This window comes from Xenococcus sp. PCC 7305, from assembly GCF_000332055.1.
Classification (GTDB): domain Bacteria; phylum Cyanobacteriota; class Cyanobacteriia; order Cyanobacteriales; family Xenococcaceae; genus Xenococcus.
In genome coordinates, this window is sequence record NZ_ALVZ01000231.1 from 74872 (window position 1) to 90328 (window position 15457).

The window sequence follows — 15457 nt, forward strand, 5'->3', positions numbered from 1 at the left end:
CTTTGCCCTTTTCTTCAAAGGAATTTGCTGTTTTAGCTATGGCAAATGTCTGTCAAGTTAAAATCGCCCTAAAGCTATTTCTCTCAGCTCTTCGATTTCTGCAACTAATCCGAGCTTGTCGATAATATCGGCGATGATTCCACAGTGATCTTAGGCTATTTTTCTCAAATCTCTCTTATTAGTTAGATCTGGGTAAGTCTTTTTAAGTTGTTTGGTTGAATCAACTAAAGTTAATCTATAAACTTGCTGCTTGACTTGTAATATTTTATTGAATTTCCTTATGTTGATTACTCTCTTGTATGGCATGAATTAATTCCTGAATGAATTTGATAATTTCACTTCTTCCTAAGATATTGGATAAGAGCTGCTCCTGAAATGATATTAAGGTGATCCCCATCTGGGATTTTAATTCTTGCAATTCATATTTAAGTTGAGAAATTTCTGTGGTTAATCTCTCATTTTTTTCTCTTTCTTTCTTGAAAGAGTGCTCAACACTATTTCTTTGTTTGCCAATTTTTCTGTTGGTTGCTCCTAGTGCTTTATTCTTGGCAATCAGAACCCTAATCAGTTTTGATACAGCTTGATTATTTTCGAGAATAGAAAGCAATTCAGCTTTCTGAGAGTTTGTTAAGTATTTAGAAATATCTCGATTAATTTTATGATTATTTTTCAGCTCTTTAGATAAGTCATATAATTCACATTTATTTTTATTCATAATATTAAGTCAATTAATACTTTCTTTACATATGTCCGTATGTTAAGAAATAAAAAAGATTAAAGCAATAGAAATTACACCTAAAAACATTAATATTTTTTTGTAAATAAATACGAGTTATTATTTATTGATTTAGGCTAAAAATCTAGATATCTCTTAAAAATATAAATCTTTATACTGTCTTTATTAAAAATTTGTATTAGTTTCTAATGATACAGGTCCAAACCTTGATGGGTTTTCTAGTTCCTAGGAGTTCGGGTTAAGCAGAGACAGGCAAAACAAAGTCATCAAGAGCAATAGAGGGCTTTTTGGCGACAATAAGCAGCAATCAAGCCAGCTAATAAATTAACCACAAAGTTAATTAGGAGAAGGAAGTATTAGGCAATTTCGCTTGTTTCACTTTTTTTGTAAGCAGCCCAGCCTCCGAGATCAGAAATATCAAGCCATTGATATTTTTCGACCAACTCTTGAGGATAAAGCATCGCGATCGCCTGTTCCCCTCCCTCCAAATCCACTGTTTCAGGATACATATGAGGAGGTTCGTTATTCAAGAGATATTCATATTGCTCCTGGGTCATTTCATAAATTTCGCCAGGAATACTAACACCGCCGGTATCTACTGCATAAATAGCAGGATGCCAACCATTTTCTGCTGCATGAAGACGATAGCCCTCTATCGTCCGAGCAGTTTTAAGGAAAGTTGCTGATTGAAGATTTTTGTGATCTGGTTGTCCTTGCAACGCCGAACCACAGATAAAAACTCTCTTGGTGCCTGATTCTGTTGTACTCATATTATTTTTTTACTGGTTTGATTTAATTAGAATTAGATTCTTGATGAGTCATGATTTCCATTTCGCCGACAACTCTAACTTTGCTGGCAGCTAAATGTTGCTTAATAAATTTGCTTGCCAAATCTGGATTTTTACTCGCGATCGCATCATATATTTGGCGATGTTCTAAGCGAATTTCTAAAACTTGAGGATTATGTTGCGTAGTTTGCACTCGCAACAAGGCCATTTTGTCGAAAACCTGTTCTAATAAGGCAAGTAACCATTGATTATCAGAAATTTCTGCTATCAGATGATGAAATTGATAGTCTAGTTCTAATAACTCAAAACTATTCAATTCTCCTGAATTAGCTTCTGTTAACTGTTCCGCCGAAATTATATATTGCTCTAATTGTTTGAGCTGTTGGGAATTAACAAGTTTACAAGCACCTGCCACCGCAACTTCTTCTAGGGCAATCCGACAATCATAAAGTTGCACCGCATCTTTGATCGACATTTTGGCGACTCTAAACCCACCATTAGGATTGGAGACAATTAATTTTTCCCGTTGCAACTGCCCGATCGCCTCACGAATCGGAGTTCGGCTAACATTTAATTGTTTGGCTAATTTAGTTTCAACTATGCGCTCCCCTGATGCCAAATCGCCCGTGAGAATAATTTTTCTCAGAGCTTGATAAACCTGCTCTCTTAAAGATTTACTTCGTTGAATGGCAATCATAAATAGAATGAGAACTCTTAAAACAATGTTCGCGATTTTACGTATACAGTATACACGAAAAAAATCAATAATCTAACACAACTAATTCACTCCAGACAGATGTTTTAATCGACGTTCTCTCTCACCCAATGTCGAACAGCTTGTCTGATTGCACGTCTCCCACTAGTTCGGGATTTTTCAATTAAATTGGGTATTTGCTGAATTGGCAGATGAGGAAAAATTAGACTCTTCTTGGCCTTCAGGTATTCCCCATTTTTCAGCAAGTAGATAGTTAGTGTTCCTGATTCGTAACACCAGATTTCCATTACTTTCAATCGCGCGTAAATGGGAAAACGAGGTAAAGATTTACTAGTTAGATCAATTTCTAGAACTAGATCAGGAGGCGGATCTCGATCGAGGTCAAAATTTAACTGTCCTCGGACGAGGGTTTCGTTTTGAAAATAAAAGCAATTATCGGGTTCTACTCCTGCTAATTGAGTTTTTAGCTTCCAGGTTGTTGAGCCCAAGCTTTCATAATCCAATTCTAATTCCTCTGCGAGATCTTTAACTACATCCCCAATAACTTCTTTGTAATACTCATGTTCTGGTAAGGGATTCATAATTTCTAGTGTGCCTTGGTCGTAAGCTAAACGAGTACCACTGCGACTTCCTAAGTCTAAAAGTAAATCCTCAAACTGTTGCCAGTTAATATTCTGCAGGATAACTCGATCAGCTCTGGATGTGGTTATTAGCATTGATATAGACCTTCTAATAAATCATGAATTATTAATACTGAAAGCAAGTTTAAGATATCAATATCCTATCAAGTATTCCTAATGAATCTTGGCTAACTGCATTAGGCTCATCAGTAAAACATTGGCACCCTGAGTACATTGCTCAGGAGAAGTATATTCACTAGCATCATGGGAAACCCCCTGAGTACTAGGAACAAAAATCATTCCCATATCAGTAATTTGTGCCATTTCCTGGGCATCATGACTGGCGCGACTGGGAAGATAAGTGTAGTTTAAATTAAGCTTTTCACAGCTTCTGGCGATCGCTTTTTGAATCGAAGGTTCCGCCAGAGCCGGTTCATTATGTAGGCAGGGATGTAGCCGAATTTGGGTATGGGTTGCGATCGCGATTTCTTCGAGATGACTGCGTAATTGCTCCAGCAAACTATCAATATGTAAGCTAGATAGATCGCGAATATCTAAACTCATCTCCACCCAGCCAGGAACTACATTCGCCGCATTCGGCAAAACTTGCATCTTACCTACCGTCGCAACCTGTTGTCCTGGAGTATTGCCAATTTGATTGACTGCTAAAACAACTTGAGCCGCGGCTACTAGAGCATCACAACGCATCTGCATTGGGGTTGTCCCAGCATGATTGGCACTACCTTTAACAGAAATATTGAAACGTCTTTGCCCAACTATCCCTTCGACTACGCCAATTTGTTTGTGCATAGATTCTAAAACTGGCCCTTGTTCCACATGAAGCTCGACAAATGCCGCGATATCTTGCTCACTGCGACGCGCCTGGGCAATCTTTTGCCAGTCACCACCAATGCGCTCTAAACAAGTGTAAATATCTGTGCCATCGGGACGACGATAATAACCTGGATCGCCAATCACTCTGCCCGAAATTGCTTTAGAACCAATCATAGTGCCTTCTTCGTCGGTGAAGACAATGACCTCTAGGGAGCGATCTAGCCTAATCTTATTTTCTTGAAGAACTCGTACTACTTCTAAGCCAGCTAATACGCCATAAGCTCCATCATAATGTCCGCCACAGGGCACAGTATCAATATGAGAACCTGTTGCGATCGCGCTTAGCGCAGGATTTTTTCCCAGATATCTCCCAATAATATTGCCTGCTGTGTCTACTCGAACTTCCATCTGAGCTTTGAGCATCCAATCTGTTACTAACTTGCGGGCCGCCACATCTTCTTTGCTATAGGCAATTCTTTTGACTCCACCATCGGGAAGTTTGCCAATTTGCGCCAACCGAGCAATACTTTGGTTCAAGCGATCGCCATTAATCTTTAATTGAGTTTTGCTTTGAGCAGTAGTTATTGATTTCATAGTAGGAGCGACTTTAGAGAAGAGCAGAAAATTAAGTATACTGTATACAATAAATTTAAGACTATCTTTACATTCAAAGTCACAAGCTAATGCGATCGATGATACAGTCTGCTAAATTTGCAGGGAGGACCTGGAGTAAGTTATTTCCTTCTGCCTTCTGCCTTCTGCCTTCTGCCTTCTGCCTTCTGCCTTCTGCCTTCTGCCCTCAAGGACGAAGTCCTGCTCAACTGCTTACTCGCATCACAATCAATGTCATATCATCCTTGCTGGTATCCGTTTTACCCATAAACCGATCTACCTTGTTAAATAGATGATCGAGAATTTCTTCTGTGGTGGCTAAATTCTTACATCCCCATTCAAAAGCAGCGCAAAGATTTTCTTCATCAAACCTGCCACCATTGGGATTCACCGCATCGGTAAAACCGTCAGTGTAATAGATAATAGTGTCCCCGGGAGATAGTATGACTTGATCATCTTCATATTCAGAGTCGACATCCAAGCCAATTAACATACCCCAGGTGTCTAATTTCTTGAGTTTACCGGAGGAAGCTTCCCACCATAACGGGGGATTATGAGCCGCATTCGTAAAGGATAACATTCTCGTTTTGGGGTCATATTCAGAATAAAACATACTCACAAAACGATTCGAATTCTCTAAATCGGCATACATTACTCGATTAAGATGCTGCATTATTCGAGCAGGAGAATTCCGATTCAAAACTTCTGCTCGCAACATACCGCGAGTCATGGTCATAATCAAACCAGCAGGTACGCCCTTACCCATCACATCTCCGATTACAATACTCCAGGGGACTAGTGGGGACTCTTGCTCTTGAGCCATACCTCGATGATGGCGGATGCGATCGTAATTAGTGGGTATAAAATCGTAATAATCCCCACCTACTCGATTTGCTGTTTTACATCTAGCGGAAATTTCGATGCCCTCAATTTTGGGACATTGACTGGGCAACAGGCGCAATTGGATTTCTGAAGCGATTTCGAGTTCGCGATCTTGTCTTTCTTTGGAACGGACTTCTACAGTGAGCTCATGGTTTGCGATCGCAACTGCTGTTTGGTCAGCGACTAATTGTACTAGTTTGCTCCGGGTTGCCGTCCATTGATATTCAGGATCGACACTGAAAACGTACAGACGACCCTGTTCAACATTTTTGACGAGTATGGGAGTGCCATGAATTTTTAGTTGATCCCCCAGCTCTTGTTTGAGCTTATCATCTAGAAGATTAGAGAGTAATTTTGGGGATTTGCTAGTGATTTTATGAGTGGCAATATCTATCTGATAACTAACCTTTTCAAAGGTGCGGCGCACTTCTCTCCCAAGATTAGCCTTTTGACAGTGAATTTGCTCTAGACTTACCTGAGTGTCATTTTTATATAAAACTAGAACACCACCAATCGCATCAGTCACTCTTGCCGCCATTAAAGGGGTCAATTCGAGAAACTGATTTAAATTACTAAAACTACGGAGTGCAAATCCCAGAGAGCTCAGCAAATCTTGAATTTTGTTTTGCTCTTTTTTGAGACTAGCTACTAGCTCTTTAAGGGCAACAACAGAACTCACCGCCTCAGCTTCTGAGTTCAACTCCTGTTGCGACTTATCCGATGGTTGTTGAGGGAATGGGATAACAGTCATCGCCTCATTACTTTGTTCCATTACATATTAATAACATCAGACATTAGGTTAACTAAGACTGCTGACAACTTATCCAGAGTTATCTTTAAAATCGCTTCGAGATTAGCTATAAACTACAAGCTATAGACTTTTAGCTGGTAAAAAACATGGTGGGTCTCTGGAAATGCGATTGGTGAGACTGTTCTTGAAGAACCCCTCTCCAAAGCCGAATCGTAACCAAAATTTTGATCTGGTGCAATTGAAGTTGGTTCATCATAACTTAAATTAGCTATGATGCCAAGAATTTATCTGGTCATTAATTTCTTAGTCTTAATTAGGAGTTTATAGATCAAAAATTCCCAAATATTTTGCGATAGTCTGGACATCTTTATCTCCTCGACCAGAACAATTAATCACAATTCGAGGACGACCTTCTAATTGAGGACAAAGTTTTTCCAAATAAGCAAAAGCATGGGCAGTTTCTAAAGCAGGAATAATCCCCTCCAACTCCGACAATTTGCACAAAGCAGCCACTGCTTCCTTGTCTGTAATACTGTAATATTCTGCACGGCCTGTATCCTTGAGATAACTATGCTCGGGGCCAACTCCAGGATAATCAAGACCTGCGCTAATAGAATGAGCTTCGACAACTTGCCCTTCAGTGTCTTGCAATAGATAACTCATCGCACCATGCAAAACCCCAGGCTTGCCTTCGGTTAAAGTCGCGGCATGTTTTCCAGAGAGCACGCTCTCTCCCGCGGCTTCGACCCCAATCATCCGTACCGATGGTTCTTTCACAAAATCATGGAACAATCCCATTGCATTGGAGCCACCACCCACACAGGCTAAGAGAATATCGGGCAAACCAGCAAATTTTTCCTGACATTGGCGGCGAGTTTCTTGACCAATAATGGCATGAAAATCTCTGACCATCATTGGATAAGGATGGGGCCCAGCAACAGAACCCAAGATATAATGAGTATTCTCCACATTAGTCACCCAATCGCGAATCGCTTCGGAGGTAGCATCTTTGAGGGTTCCTGTTCCCGCAGTGACAGGTTGTACGGTTGCCCCTAGTAAACGCATCCGAAAAACATTGAGTTTTTGACGTTCCATATCTTGAACGCCCATATAAATAATGCATTCTAAACCAAAACGAGCGCATACTGTAGCGGTCGCAACACCATGTTGCCCGGCACCGGTTTCGGCGATGATGCGTTGTTTGCCCATCCGGATCGCGAGTAATGCTTGGGCTAGCGCGTTATTGATCTTATGCGCTCCAGTATGGTTTAGGTCTTCTCGTTTGAGATAGATCTGAGCTCCTGTCCCATCAGGTCTAGCATAATGCTCGGTTAGACGCTCAGCAAAATATAAAGGGTTAGCTCTGCCGACATAATCTTTGAGCAATCCTTGGAGTTCGGCTTGAAATTCTGGAGCTAATCGGTACTTATTATAAGCTGCTTCTAGCTCAGCCAAAGCTGGCATTAAAGTTTCAGGAACGTATTTTCCACCGTAGGGGCCAAAACGGCCTAAACTATCTGGGACATTGGTGCGATCGCTAGAGTTAATTGGTGTAGTTGTCATAGAAAATAGAAATAAAAATATTTTTCCGTACAAATAATCATAGAACTTTCCTTACTTTTGATCACGTAGTGCCAGATTTTCAAGTCTGATGCTTACTATCCTCAGGTTCAGTCTACAAGTCACACTAGATCAAAAGGTTTATCACAGAAAACCTGATATATGATATATTTCATCCAGTTACAATCTACTGGTTATTCAATGCAATAAAAAGCAGATTTAAATTTATTACGTGAGGAGTTTACATGAAAAAGCTAGCATTATTATCTTCCCTATTCTTGGGTTTGGCATTTACTTCGGTTGCCAATTTTGTCTCGGCAGAACCGAAACAGAATATTGATGTGCAACTTTTGGCTCAATCAACCGAAACCCCTAAATCGGCAGAAGAGGCTGTCAAAGAGTTTATCGATAGCCTGAATCTAACAGATGAGCAAAAAACCCAAATCAAAACTATTGTCACTGATTATCGTCCCGAAATAATTGAGACTTTCCAAGAGCTTGTAGTAGCTCTAAACACTTTAGAGCAAGTTGTTAAGCCTGAGTCATCCAGTAATGAAATTAGAGTTGCTAGAGATGAGGTTGTTCATTTAGAACGTAAACTAAGTGACATTATGTTTGATGAGTTGATTGCCATCAGAGATGAATTGACTGTGGAGCAGCGTGGACAAATCAATCAGAAAATTCGTGAGCTAGCATCCAAAAAAGCTAGCCAATAGTATCTGTAAACGATCTTGAAAAAAGCCAAAATACTTAAGGCTGTTTGTGTAATGGCTTTTTTCAAGAGCCAATTGATATTATTCAACAATTTTGCTTGTGCCGCAGATTCCCCTAATCAGATCCAGTCAAATTTCTCCTTTTCTCAGGTTTTTAGAGCAGATTGGCTCGCCAACAACCAAAATACTGAGACAAGCCAATATTCCCTGGCTGGATTTTGAAAAATCAAATAATTTAATTCCTGAATATTCCGTTTGGTCATTACTTGAGCAGGCCGCAAGATTCGAGAGGAGCGAAGATCTTGGCTTACAAGTTGCGATGCAAACTGACTTAGCCGATGTTGGATTGTTAGGTGAATCTCTACTCAAATCACCTTCACTATCTGACATCCTCAACAATTTTTTAAATCATATTCGTTGGCATAGTTCTTCTGCTTGCTTCTGGTTAAAGATTGATCATCAAGAGGCTTGGTTTTGTCGCCAGGGTATACCAGTTATTGAAGTTGGTTCGACTCAGGTAGAACTTTATACCTTGATTTATATGATCAAAGTCATTCAACAAATTACAGGACAACAATGGCAACCGACTAAAGTTTATTTACAAATGAAAGCTATGCCTAGTTTGTCTGCTTGTCCGCTACTGTCGGAGGTGCCACTGTTTTTTAATCAGCAATTTACCGCGATCTCATTTCCCCGTCATCTACTCCAACAAAATCGGGAGCAATCTTCCAAGACAAAAGCTGCTCTGGGGCAGAACCATGATAGCTGGCAAGATAATCTCCCTGCTACTGATTTATCAGGTGCGATCTCGCAAACCATAGAGACTTTGTTGCCTCATCAGGTTACTTGTATTGATACAGTTGCTAAGCTCATGGGTTTTAGCACTCGTAGCTTACAACGTTGCTTAGCTCAAGAAGAGCTCAATTACTTTGAGTTACTCAAAGCAGTTCGTCGAGAAAAAGCGATCGTACTACTAAAGGACTCAACACTCAATATCACTGATATCGGCTATCAATTGGGATATTCAGATTCTGCTAATTTTAGTCGTGCTTTCAAAGAATGGACTAATTTTTCTCCGCGATATTTCCGCAAAAAAACTCTCAAAATAAAACTGCATAACAATGACAATTCATAAGTAATTATTTAATTGTCCAAAATCATGTTGTATTTCTCTTAGGTCAAAAAGTTTAGAAGATATACTATCCCATATTCATCTTGTATGAAAAAGAGAGTGGTTTTTAGAACCATAAAATTAATCGTATGAATTAAAATTAATCGTATGAATGAACTACTCGAAAACTTGTATAAGAATTCTCCTAAACTCACTCAAGAATATATTAGAGACGTTTTAAAGCTTACTGATCATCGGGCAGAACTAGTGGCAAATATCACTGGGGGCATCTCTTTGCCGGAAACGGAATTGCTCTGTAAGTTGGTTGCACAACAAAGACCAGAGATATCCTTGGAAGTTGGCTTAGGATATGGATTTTCTGCCTTAGCGATTTGTTCTTCAACCCCAGCTAATGAACAAAGAACGCATATCGTCATAGATCCATATCAAGAAAAATTTTGGAAAAATCTTGGGCTGCGTCATCTTAATGAAGCTGGGTATTCAGATATTGTCGATTTTTATCCACAGAAATCTTATCAAGCTTTACCTCAATTGCTACAAGATGGGGTAAGAGTTGATTTCGCATTTATCGATGGCTGGCATACCTTCGACTATGTTTTAGTAGATTTTTTCTATATCGACAAAATTCTGAAAAATGGGGGAGTTGTCGCTTTCGATGATGCAGACTGGAAGTCTATTCGTCCTTTAATTAGATATATAGTGACTAATCTGAATTATAAAGTAGTAGGGACTCTTCCGGAAAAACATAAAAGGGAGCTTATTGATATTGAACTTGGGATTGAAGGCTCCTGTATCGCCCTACAAAAAATATCTGACAAGGACAATCGCGAAATTTTTTTCCACAAGGCATTTTTCTAATAATAACCATGATCCAAGACGTGATAATACAGCCATTGAAGTTAATTCCCAATGAAAGAGGTCGATTAATGGAAATCCAGAGAAGAGATAATGAACATTTTATTAGTCTTGGCCAAATTTATATTACCGAAACCTTTCCCGGGATTATTAAAGCTTGGTATCGTCATCATAAACAAATCGATCAAATTGCTGCTATTACTGGCATGATAAAACTGGTGTTATTTGACAGCAGAGAGTCGAGTCCAAGTTATGGAAAAGTTCAAGAAATAATTATTGGAGAGTTGGCTCCTAAGTTAGTTAAGATCCCTCCCAAAATCTGGCACGGATTTCAGACTATTAGTTTAAATAGTGCATTTTTAATTCATCTTAATTCGGAAATGTTTGACTCAAGTAATTCCGATGAAGATAGACTTCCTGTAAATACTATGGAAATTCCCTATCAATGGAATTAAGTAAGTGCTTATGACATTAGCTTAAAATAAGGCTTTAACTGGAAATAATCCATCTATGTTAATCCCCAATTTTGATCTTACCTTATGGACTAATGATCCTCAGTTAGCTTCCCGTGCAGAGAAAGGAGGAGTATCCAGAATTGGACTCGATCTAGAGACCTTGGGGAAAGAAAAGCGCCAGGCAGGAATGAATACTTGGATCAGCTGCCACCATCTTAGTCAGTTGCCTGTTATTAAGAAGAAGTTATCTAGAGCTAAATTATTTGCTCGATGTAATCCTTTAGGTAATCATAGCCATAAAGAAGTTGAGACGTTACTTGCAGCAGGCACCGAAATTATCATGTTGCCTAATTTCAAAACAGCAAAAGAAGTCTCCTCAATGCTGGACTTGATTAACGGACGTGCCCAACTTATTCCCTTAGTTGAAAGAAGCGAAGCGGTATACAACCTGGAAGATATAGTGAAATTAAATATAGAGGAAATCCATATCGGCTTGAATGATCTTTCTATCGATTTACAGGAAAAGAACCGTTTAGCTTTGCTATCAAAACCCATAATGGATCAAATTTCTAATATTGTAATAACTGCAAAGTTAAAACTTGGGATTGGGGGTGTAGCTAGAGCAAATGATGAGTCCCTACCCGTGCCATCCAATTTAATATATGCACGATTAGCACAACTCAAGGCAACAGGAGCATTAATCTCAAGATCGTTTAATATTGATAAATTAAGTACCAAAGAAATTGCAGAGGAGATAAAAAAAACTAGAGAACATATACATTACTGGAGACAGAGTTCAGTTATTGAACTCAATGAGGCTTTAAATATGCTAAAAAAATCAACAGGCTATACATAGATCATATGAAAATTCACCTTCATACTGTTTGCTGGAATGAATCCCACATGCTGAAATATTTCTTTCGACATTATGAAGATTGGATAGATAAATTTTTTATTCATGACGATAATTCAACGGATGGTTCTAGAGAAATTCTTGATGCAAAAAAAAGGGTGGTGCGTATCCCTTTGCAAAGAAAGTATCTTGATTCCTGGGTGCTTTCTGCCCAATATATTTACAATAACTCTTGGAAACAAAGCAGTAATGAAGCTGATTGGGTTGTTATTGCTAATATCGACGAACATCTCTATCATCCTCATGTCAAAGATTACCTATATAGATGTTTAAATAACGGAATTACAGCTATTCCCAGCCTAGGGTATCAAATGATAAGCAGAACTTTTCCCGATACAGATTCTGTACTTCATCAATCAGTATTAGAGGGAGCACCTTGGGTTAAAATGAGTAAAATGCAGATATTTGCCCCTCATAAAATTAAGGAGACCAATTTTAGACCTGGTCGCCATAGAGCTGATTTTTTAGGGGAAGTCATTATTCCTAAAAGAGACGAGATGCTAAATCTTCATTTCAAATATTTAGGTATAGAAAAAACATATCATCGTCATCAGTTACTGGCAAAAAAGTTAGGAGAAACAGACAAAAAAAAAGGATGGGGGCATAGATATCACTTTGACATGGATAAATTAAATCAAGACTTTAATAACTTTTACCAAGCGCGCATCAACATTCATGATCGCGATTACAACCCTGACATTCATCACAGCGGACATAGATGGTGGCGTATTGATAATAAGATAAAGCAAAAAATGATAAATTAAATAATAAAAATTGTGAGAAAAGCTGGCTTATTCATAATATAGTAAACACCGACGAAGCATCTAAGATATTAGGGTTAAGCCCTCGTAGTTATCAAAATTTATCGGTCCAGAAGGACTTTGTCTATTCCAATTTACTTAAAACAGCTCGTCAAGAAAAAGTGATTGCGATACTCAAAGATAAATGTTTACTAATAATAAATTTTCTTTTTTAAACTCAATGTTGTTAGCGCTTTTTCTCTAGTAATATTGGCAATTGTAATTAACAATCTGCTCTTAAATGACATTGTTTTTATGCTTGACAGAATTCTAATTCAAATAGTGCCTTCCAAAATAAATCCCGAAAATTTAATATCGCTAATCACCATTTTTGCTATTCGTTTTGGGATTGCTACTCTTATATTTTTATTTGGTCTTTGGTTTACAAAGCGATTACACAAGCTTATTCTTAAAATTCTCAAAAAATCCAATCTTGATCCTACAGTTATTTCTTTTCTAGGAAATCTAAGCTATGCCGCTTTAATTACTATTATTATATTAATGGTTTTGGCTGAATTAGGACTGAGAACGACTTCTATCGTAGCTCTTTTAGGAGCTGCTGGATTAGCTGTTGGATTAGCATTACAGGGTTCTTTATCTAACTTTGCGGCAGGAATTATCTTAGTGGTTTTTCGCTATTTTAAGGTAGATGATTTAATTGAAGGAGCTGGCATAATAGGATATGTTGAAGGTATTAAAATCTTTACAACTACGGTAAGAACCTTGGATAATCGATTAGTAATCATTCCCAATGCTAAATTAATTGAAGATAATATTACTAATTATTATGCTAAACCTTATTTGAGAATTGATCTCGTAATTGGTGTGAGTTATAGCGATAATATTGACAAAGTTAGGCAGGTTATAGCTGAAATTATAGATAATGAATCAAGGATTTTAGACTATCCCCAAGCGACTATTCATGTTGGTGAATTGGGAGATAATAGCGTAAATTTTTACGTTAGACCATGGGTTAAAACTCACGACTATATAATTACAAAATTTGATTTAATTGAAAATATTAAGAAGAGATTTGATCTAGAAGGTATAACAATTCCTTTTCCGCAAAGAGATCTCTATTTATACTCTCAAGATAAATAAATTATTATATCTCTTGGGTTGAAGTTAAAGCATTTTTAAACCAGATAGAACGCTGAGGGAAAGGAATATCAATTCCTGCTTGGTCAAAGGCTGGTTTTAGGCGACGGCGATATTCCCGTGCTACATCCCATTGTTGTCCAGCTTCTGTATTGAGAATCAAATGAATAGTGATACTGTTGTCCCCAAAATTTTCAACTCCTTTCATTATGATATTGGTGATGTATTTTTCCCAAAGGAAATCTTGTTGCATTTGCCGCGCGACTTGCTCAATCAACTTTATAGCCTGATCTAGATCGGTTTTATAGGCAACGTCAATATATAAGTCAATCCCTGAATAGCCATGACTAAAATTCGTAACTTTTGTAAAGCTTCCATGGGAGATAGTGAATAAATCCCCACATTTGGCTCGTAATTGACTAGCACGGAGTGAGACTGTTTCGACTTGACCCTTCACCTCTCCAATTTGAATCCAATCCCCCAAGGCGTATTGATCTTCAAGGAGAATAAAATAGGTTTGCAGAAAATCTTTCAGCACATCTTGAGACAAAAAAGCGATCGCACCGATCGCAATTAGGATAATGTTGAGAGCCTTGATCACATAAAAAAACACAAGCAAGCCTAATAGCACAGCTACATATCCAGTTAATTCCCCCATAACATTCTCAATTGTTTTAGCTCGTGCATGGAGTCGAACATTTCCATTCCCGCCCTCCCTGATCCGATCAACTATGAGTTTGGTATTGGATTTGATTGCGGTATCGAGAACTAACTTTAATATATGTGCTCCTATGGGAATCCCAATATAAGCCAAGGGAACTCGTAGCAACCAGGCACCAAAGGCATTGGTTTGGGGAAATCGCTGTAAGATAATCGCTATGCCGCCAAACCAGATCACAAACTGCATTGCAAATAAAACTCGCCGCACAATAAGGTTAATACCTATCTGCTGTTCTAAGCTTAACTTAGGAAAATAGCGTGCCAATCTATGCCGAGGTTTTTCTTGGGAAATAGGAAGTGATGCTGCATCCACAGAAATGTCAGGGATAATTGGTGTACTGGTATTAGACTCTATGGTGTCTAGATCCTGTTGACGCTGCTCTACTGTCTGACGAATATAATTTCGCAAATCCTGAATCTTTTTGATCCCAAAACTCCCTATTAACATTACGGCTAGAGTTCCCAAGACGAAGGGAATTTGCTGTTGTTGATAGTTCGGTTGCCGCTGTTCCTGGGCCTGGAGCAATGCTTTCTCAATTATTTGTGACCATCTTTCGGCAATCTGATCAATAGTGCCAGGCTCATCTAGTTCCACATCATAGGGCGTGACATTTAAAACATTGCGAGGTCCCCAATCTTTATCAGAAGCAATAATAATCGTTTGATTACTGAGTTTTGAGGGAGTAACTTGGAGCGTATTGGGATCGAATCCGCGTTGCACAATATCCGATAGATGAAACTCAATTGTCTTGACCCGTCGCTCAATTGGAGATTTACTGTTGCGGTTGCCAGTATCTTCTGGAGTGGGAGTTGCCACCCGAAACAAGAGTTTCCCATCTAGCCGAACCGTACTGATGTCCAGATTTCCTACTTGAGTGACGTCAAGGGTCGGCTGTTGTTGAATTGCTTCTGGCAAATTAATAATTTGACTCTGGGCTGGAGAAATCTCAAGTTGAGTTGATACAACGAATAACAAACTAGTTAAAATAGCAATCCCCCAAAACTTTAGAGTTGTTTTTCTGGGAATGAATCGGAGTCTACTTAGCTTGTGGGTGAAACAAGTAACATAATTCACTAAGCTGTTGTTTGAATCACATCCCATAGTTTTAGCACGGTAGAATTACTTATTAATTACGCTTGATTATCCTACATTAGTGCTAACGATGGAGAGAGAAAATGAAGATAGCAACAACATATTTCTCAAACAAATTGGCGTGAAATGACAAGAAATCGGAAACAATTATTGAATTTCTCACAATCATGTTGCACTTAC

General features: G+C 38.6%; 15 protein-coding genes. 7 read left to right on the forward strand and 8 right to left on the reverse strand.

Annotated features, from left to right (window positions below):
* Window positions 1-265 precede the first annotated feature (265 nt).
* From XEN7305_RS24455 to trpB, 7 genes are all read right to left on the reverse strand, one after another.
* Window positions 266-715: a hypothetical protein gene (locus XEN7305_RS24455; RefSeq protein WP_006512231.1), complete on the reverse strand. Its 450-nt coding sequence runs from the start codon at window positions 713-715 to the stop codon at window positions 266-268.
* 377 nt (window positions 716-1092) lie between these two features.
* Entirely contained in the window at window positions 1093-1506 is a 414-nt protein-coding gene (locus tag XEN7305_RS24460) for a gamma-glutamylcyclotransferase (protein ID WP_006512232.1), read from the reverse strand.
* A 22-nt stretch (window positions 1507-1528) separates the two neighbouring features.
* Window positions 1529-2221 carry a GntR family transcriptional regulator gene (locus XEN7305_RS24465; protein ID WP_006512233.1) on the reverse strand — a complete coding sequence of 231 codons (693 nt, stop codon included), beginning with the start codon at window positions 2219-2221 and terminating at the stop codon, window positions 1529-1531.
* A 104-nt stretch (window positions 2222-2325) separates the two neighbouring features.
* Window positions 2326-2955, reverse strand: a complete 630-nt coding sequence (locus XEN7305_RS24470; protein WP_006512234.1) for a Uma2 family endonuclease — start codon at window positions 2953-2955, stop codon at window positions 2326-2328.
* A gap of 78 nt (window positions 2956-3033) precedes the next feature.
* On the reverse strand, window positions 3034-4287 hold the full coding sequence (locus tag XEN7305_RS24475; RefSeq protein ID WP_006512235.1) for a Zn-dependent hydrolase: 1254 nt from the start codon (window positions 4285-4287) through the stop codon (window positions 3034-3036).
* 223 nt (window positions 4288-4510) lie between these two features.
* On the reverse strand, window positions 4511-5959 hold the full coding sequence (locus XEN7305_RS24480) for a GAF domain-containing SpoIIE family protein phosphatase (RefSeq protein WP_006512236.1): 1449 nt from the start codon (window positions 5957-5959) through the stop codon (window positions 4511-4513).
* 300 nt (window positions 5960-6259) lie between these two features.
* The gene (gene trpB / locus XEN7305_RS24485) at window positions 6260-7501 is read right to left on the reverse strand and encodes a tryptophan synthase subunit beta (RefSeq protein WP_006512237.1); all 1242 of its coding nucleotides are present in this window, start codon (window positions 7499-7501) and stop codon (window positions 6260-6262) included.
* Between the two features lie 242 nt (window positions 7502-7743).
* Between trpB and XEN7305_RS24490 the strand changes: the two genes are divergently transcribed.
* The 7 genes from XEN7305_RS24490 (at window position 7744) to XEN7305_RS24520 (ending at window position 13467) form a co-directional block, all read left to right on the forward strand.
* Window positions 7744-8214: a Spy/CpxP family protein refolding chaperone gene (locus XEN7305_RS24490; RefSeq protein ID WP_006512238.1), complete on the forward strand. Its 471-nt coding sequence runs from the start codon at window positions 7744-7746 to the stop codon at window positions 8212-8214.
* A 97-nt stretch (window positions 8215-8311) separates the two neighbouring features.
* The gene (locus tag XEN7305_RS24495) at window positions 8312-9346 is read left to right on the forward strand and encodes an AraC family transcriptional regulator (protein ID WP_006512239.1); all 1035 of its coding nucleotides are present in this window, start codon (window positions 8312-8314) and stop codon (window positions 9344-9346) included.
* Window positions 9347-9490: 144 nt separating this feature from the next.
* Window positions 9491-10201: a class I SAM-dependent methyltransferase gene (locus XEN7305_RS27110; RefSeq protein WP_006512240.1), complete on the forward strand. Its 711-nt coding sequence runs from the start codon at window positions 9491-9493 to the stop codon at window positions 10199-10201.
* An 8-nt stretch (window positions 10202-10209) separates the two neighbouring features.
* Window positions 10210-10653 carry a dTDP-4-dehydrorhamnose 3,5-epimerase family protein gene (locus XEN7305_RS24505; RefSeq protein ID WP_006512241.1) on the forward strand — a complete coding sequence of 148 codons (444 nt, stop codon included), beginning with the start codon at window positions 10210-10212 and terminating at the stop codon, window positions 10651-10653.
* Between the two features lie 55 nt (window positions 10654-10708).
* Complete coding sequence (locus XEN7305_RS24510) at window positions 10709-11509, forward strand: aldolase/citrate lyase family protein (RefSeq protein WP_006512242.1); 801 nt, start codon at window positions 10709-10711, stop codon at window positions 11507-11509.
* Between the two features lie 5 nt (window positions 11510-11514).
* Window positions 11515-12330 (forward strand): glycosyltransferase family 2 protein, encoded by an 816-nt coding sequence (locus tag XEN7305_RS24515; RefSeq protein ID WP_006512243.1) that lies wholly within the window; start codon window positions 11515-11517, stop codon window positions 12328-12330.
* A gap of 291 nt (window positions 12331-12621) precedes the next feature.
* The gene (locus tag XEN7305_RS24520) at window positions 12622-13467 is read left to right on the forward strand and encodes a mechanosensitive ion channel family protein (protein ID WP_006512244.1); all 846 of its coding nucleotides are present in this window, start codon (window positions 12622-12624) and stop codon (window positions 13465-13467) included.
* Window positions 13468-13471: 4 nt separating this feature from the next.
* Here XEN7305_RS24520 and XEN7305_RS24525 read toward each other — a convergent pair whose 3' ends face one another.
* Window positions 13472-15259: a mechanosensitive ion channel family protein gene (locus tag XEN7305_RS24525; protein ID WP_158500449.1), complete on the reverse strand. Its 1788-nt coding sequence runs from the start codon at window positions 15257-15259 to the stop codon at window positions 13472-13474.
* Window positions 15260-15457: the final 198 nt, after the last annotated feature.

Bases quoted from the DNA above. Each gene is read 5' to 3' on its own strand.
- XEN7305_RS24510 (WP_006512242.1), top strand. From the start codon at position 10,709: ATGTTAATCCCCAATTTTGATCTTACCTTATGGACTAATGATCCTCAG.
- trpB (WP_006512237.1), bottom strand. From the start codon at position 7,501: ATGACAACTACACCAATTAACTCTAGCGATCGCACCAATGTCCCAGAT.
- XEN7305_RS24515 (WP_006512243.1), top strand. From the start codon at position 11,515: ATGAAAATTCACCTTCATACTGTTTGCTGGAATGAATCCCACATGCTG.
- XEN7305_RS24520 (WP_006512244.1), top strand. From the start codon at position 12,622: ATGCTTGACAGAATTCTAATTCAAATAGTGCCTTCCAAAATAAATCCC.
- XEN7305_RS24460 (WP_006512232.1), bottom strand. From the start codon at position 1,506: ATGAGTACAACAGAATCAGGCACCAAGAGAGTTTTTATCTGTGGTTCG.
- XEN7305_RS24480 (WP_006512236.1), bottom strand. From the start codon at position 5,959: ATGGAACAAAGTAATGAGGCGATGACTGTTATCCCATTCCCTCAACAA.
- XEN7305_RS24490 (WP_006512238.1), top strand. From the start codon at position 7,744: ATGAAAAAGCTAGCATTATTATCTTCCCTATTCTTGGGTTTGGCATTT.
- XEN7305_RS24475 (WP_006512235.1), bottom strand. From the start codon at position 4,287: ATGAAATCAATAACTACTGCTCAAAGCAAAACTCAATTAAAGATTAAT.
- XEN7305_RS24505 (WP_006512241.1), top strand. From the start codon at position 10,210: ATGATCCAAGACGTGATAATACAGCCATTGAAGTTAATTCCCAATGAA.
- XEN7305_RS24455 (WP_006512231.1), bottom strand. From the start codon at position 715: ATGAATAAAAATAAATGTGAATTATATGACTTATCTAAAGAGCTGAAA.
- XEN7305_RS27110 (WP_006512240.1), top strand. From the start codon at position 9,491: ATGAATGAACTACTCGAAAACTTGTATAAGAATTCTCCTAAACTCACT.
- XEN7305_RS24465 (WP_006512233.1), bottom strand. From the start codon at position 2,221: ATGATTGCCATTCAACGAAGTAAATCTTTAAGAGAGCAGGTTTATCAA.
- XEN7305_RS24470 (WP_006512234.1), bottom strand. From the start codon at position 2,955: ATGCTAATAACCACATCCAGAGCTGATCGAGTTATCCTGCAGAATATT.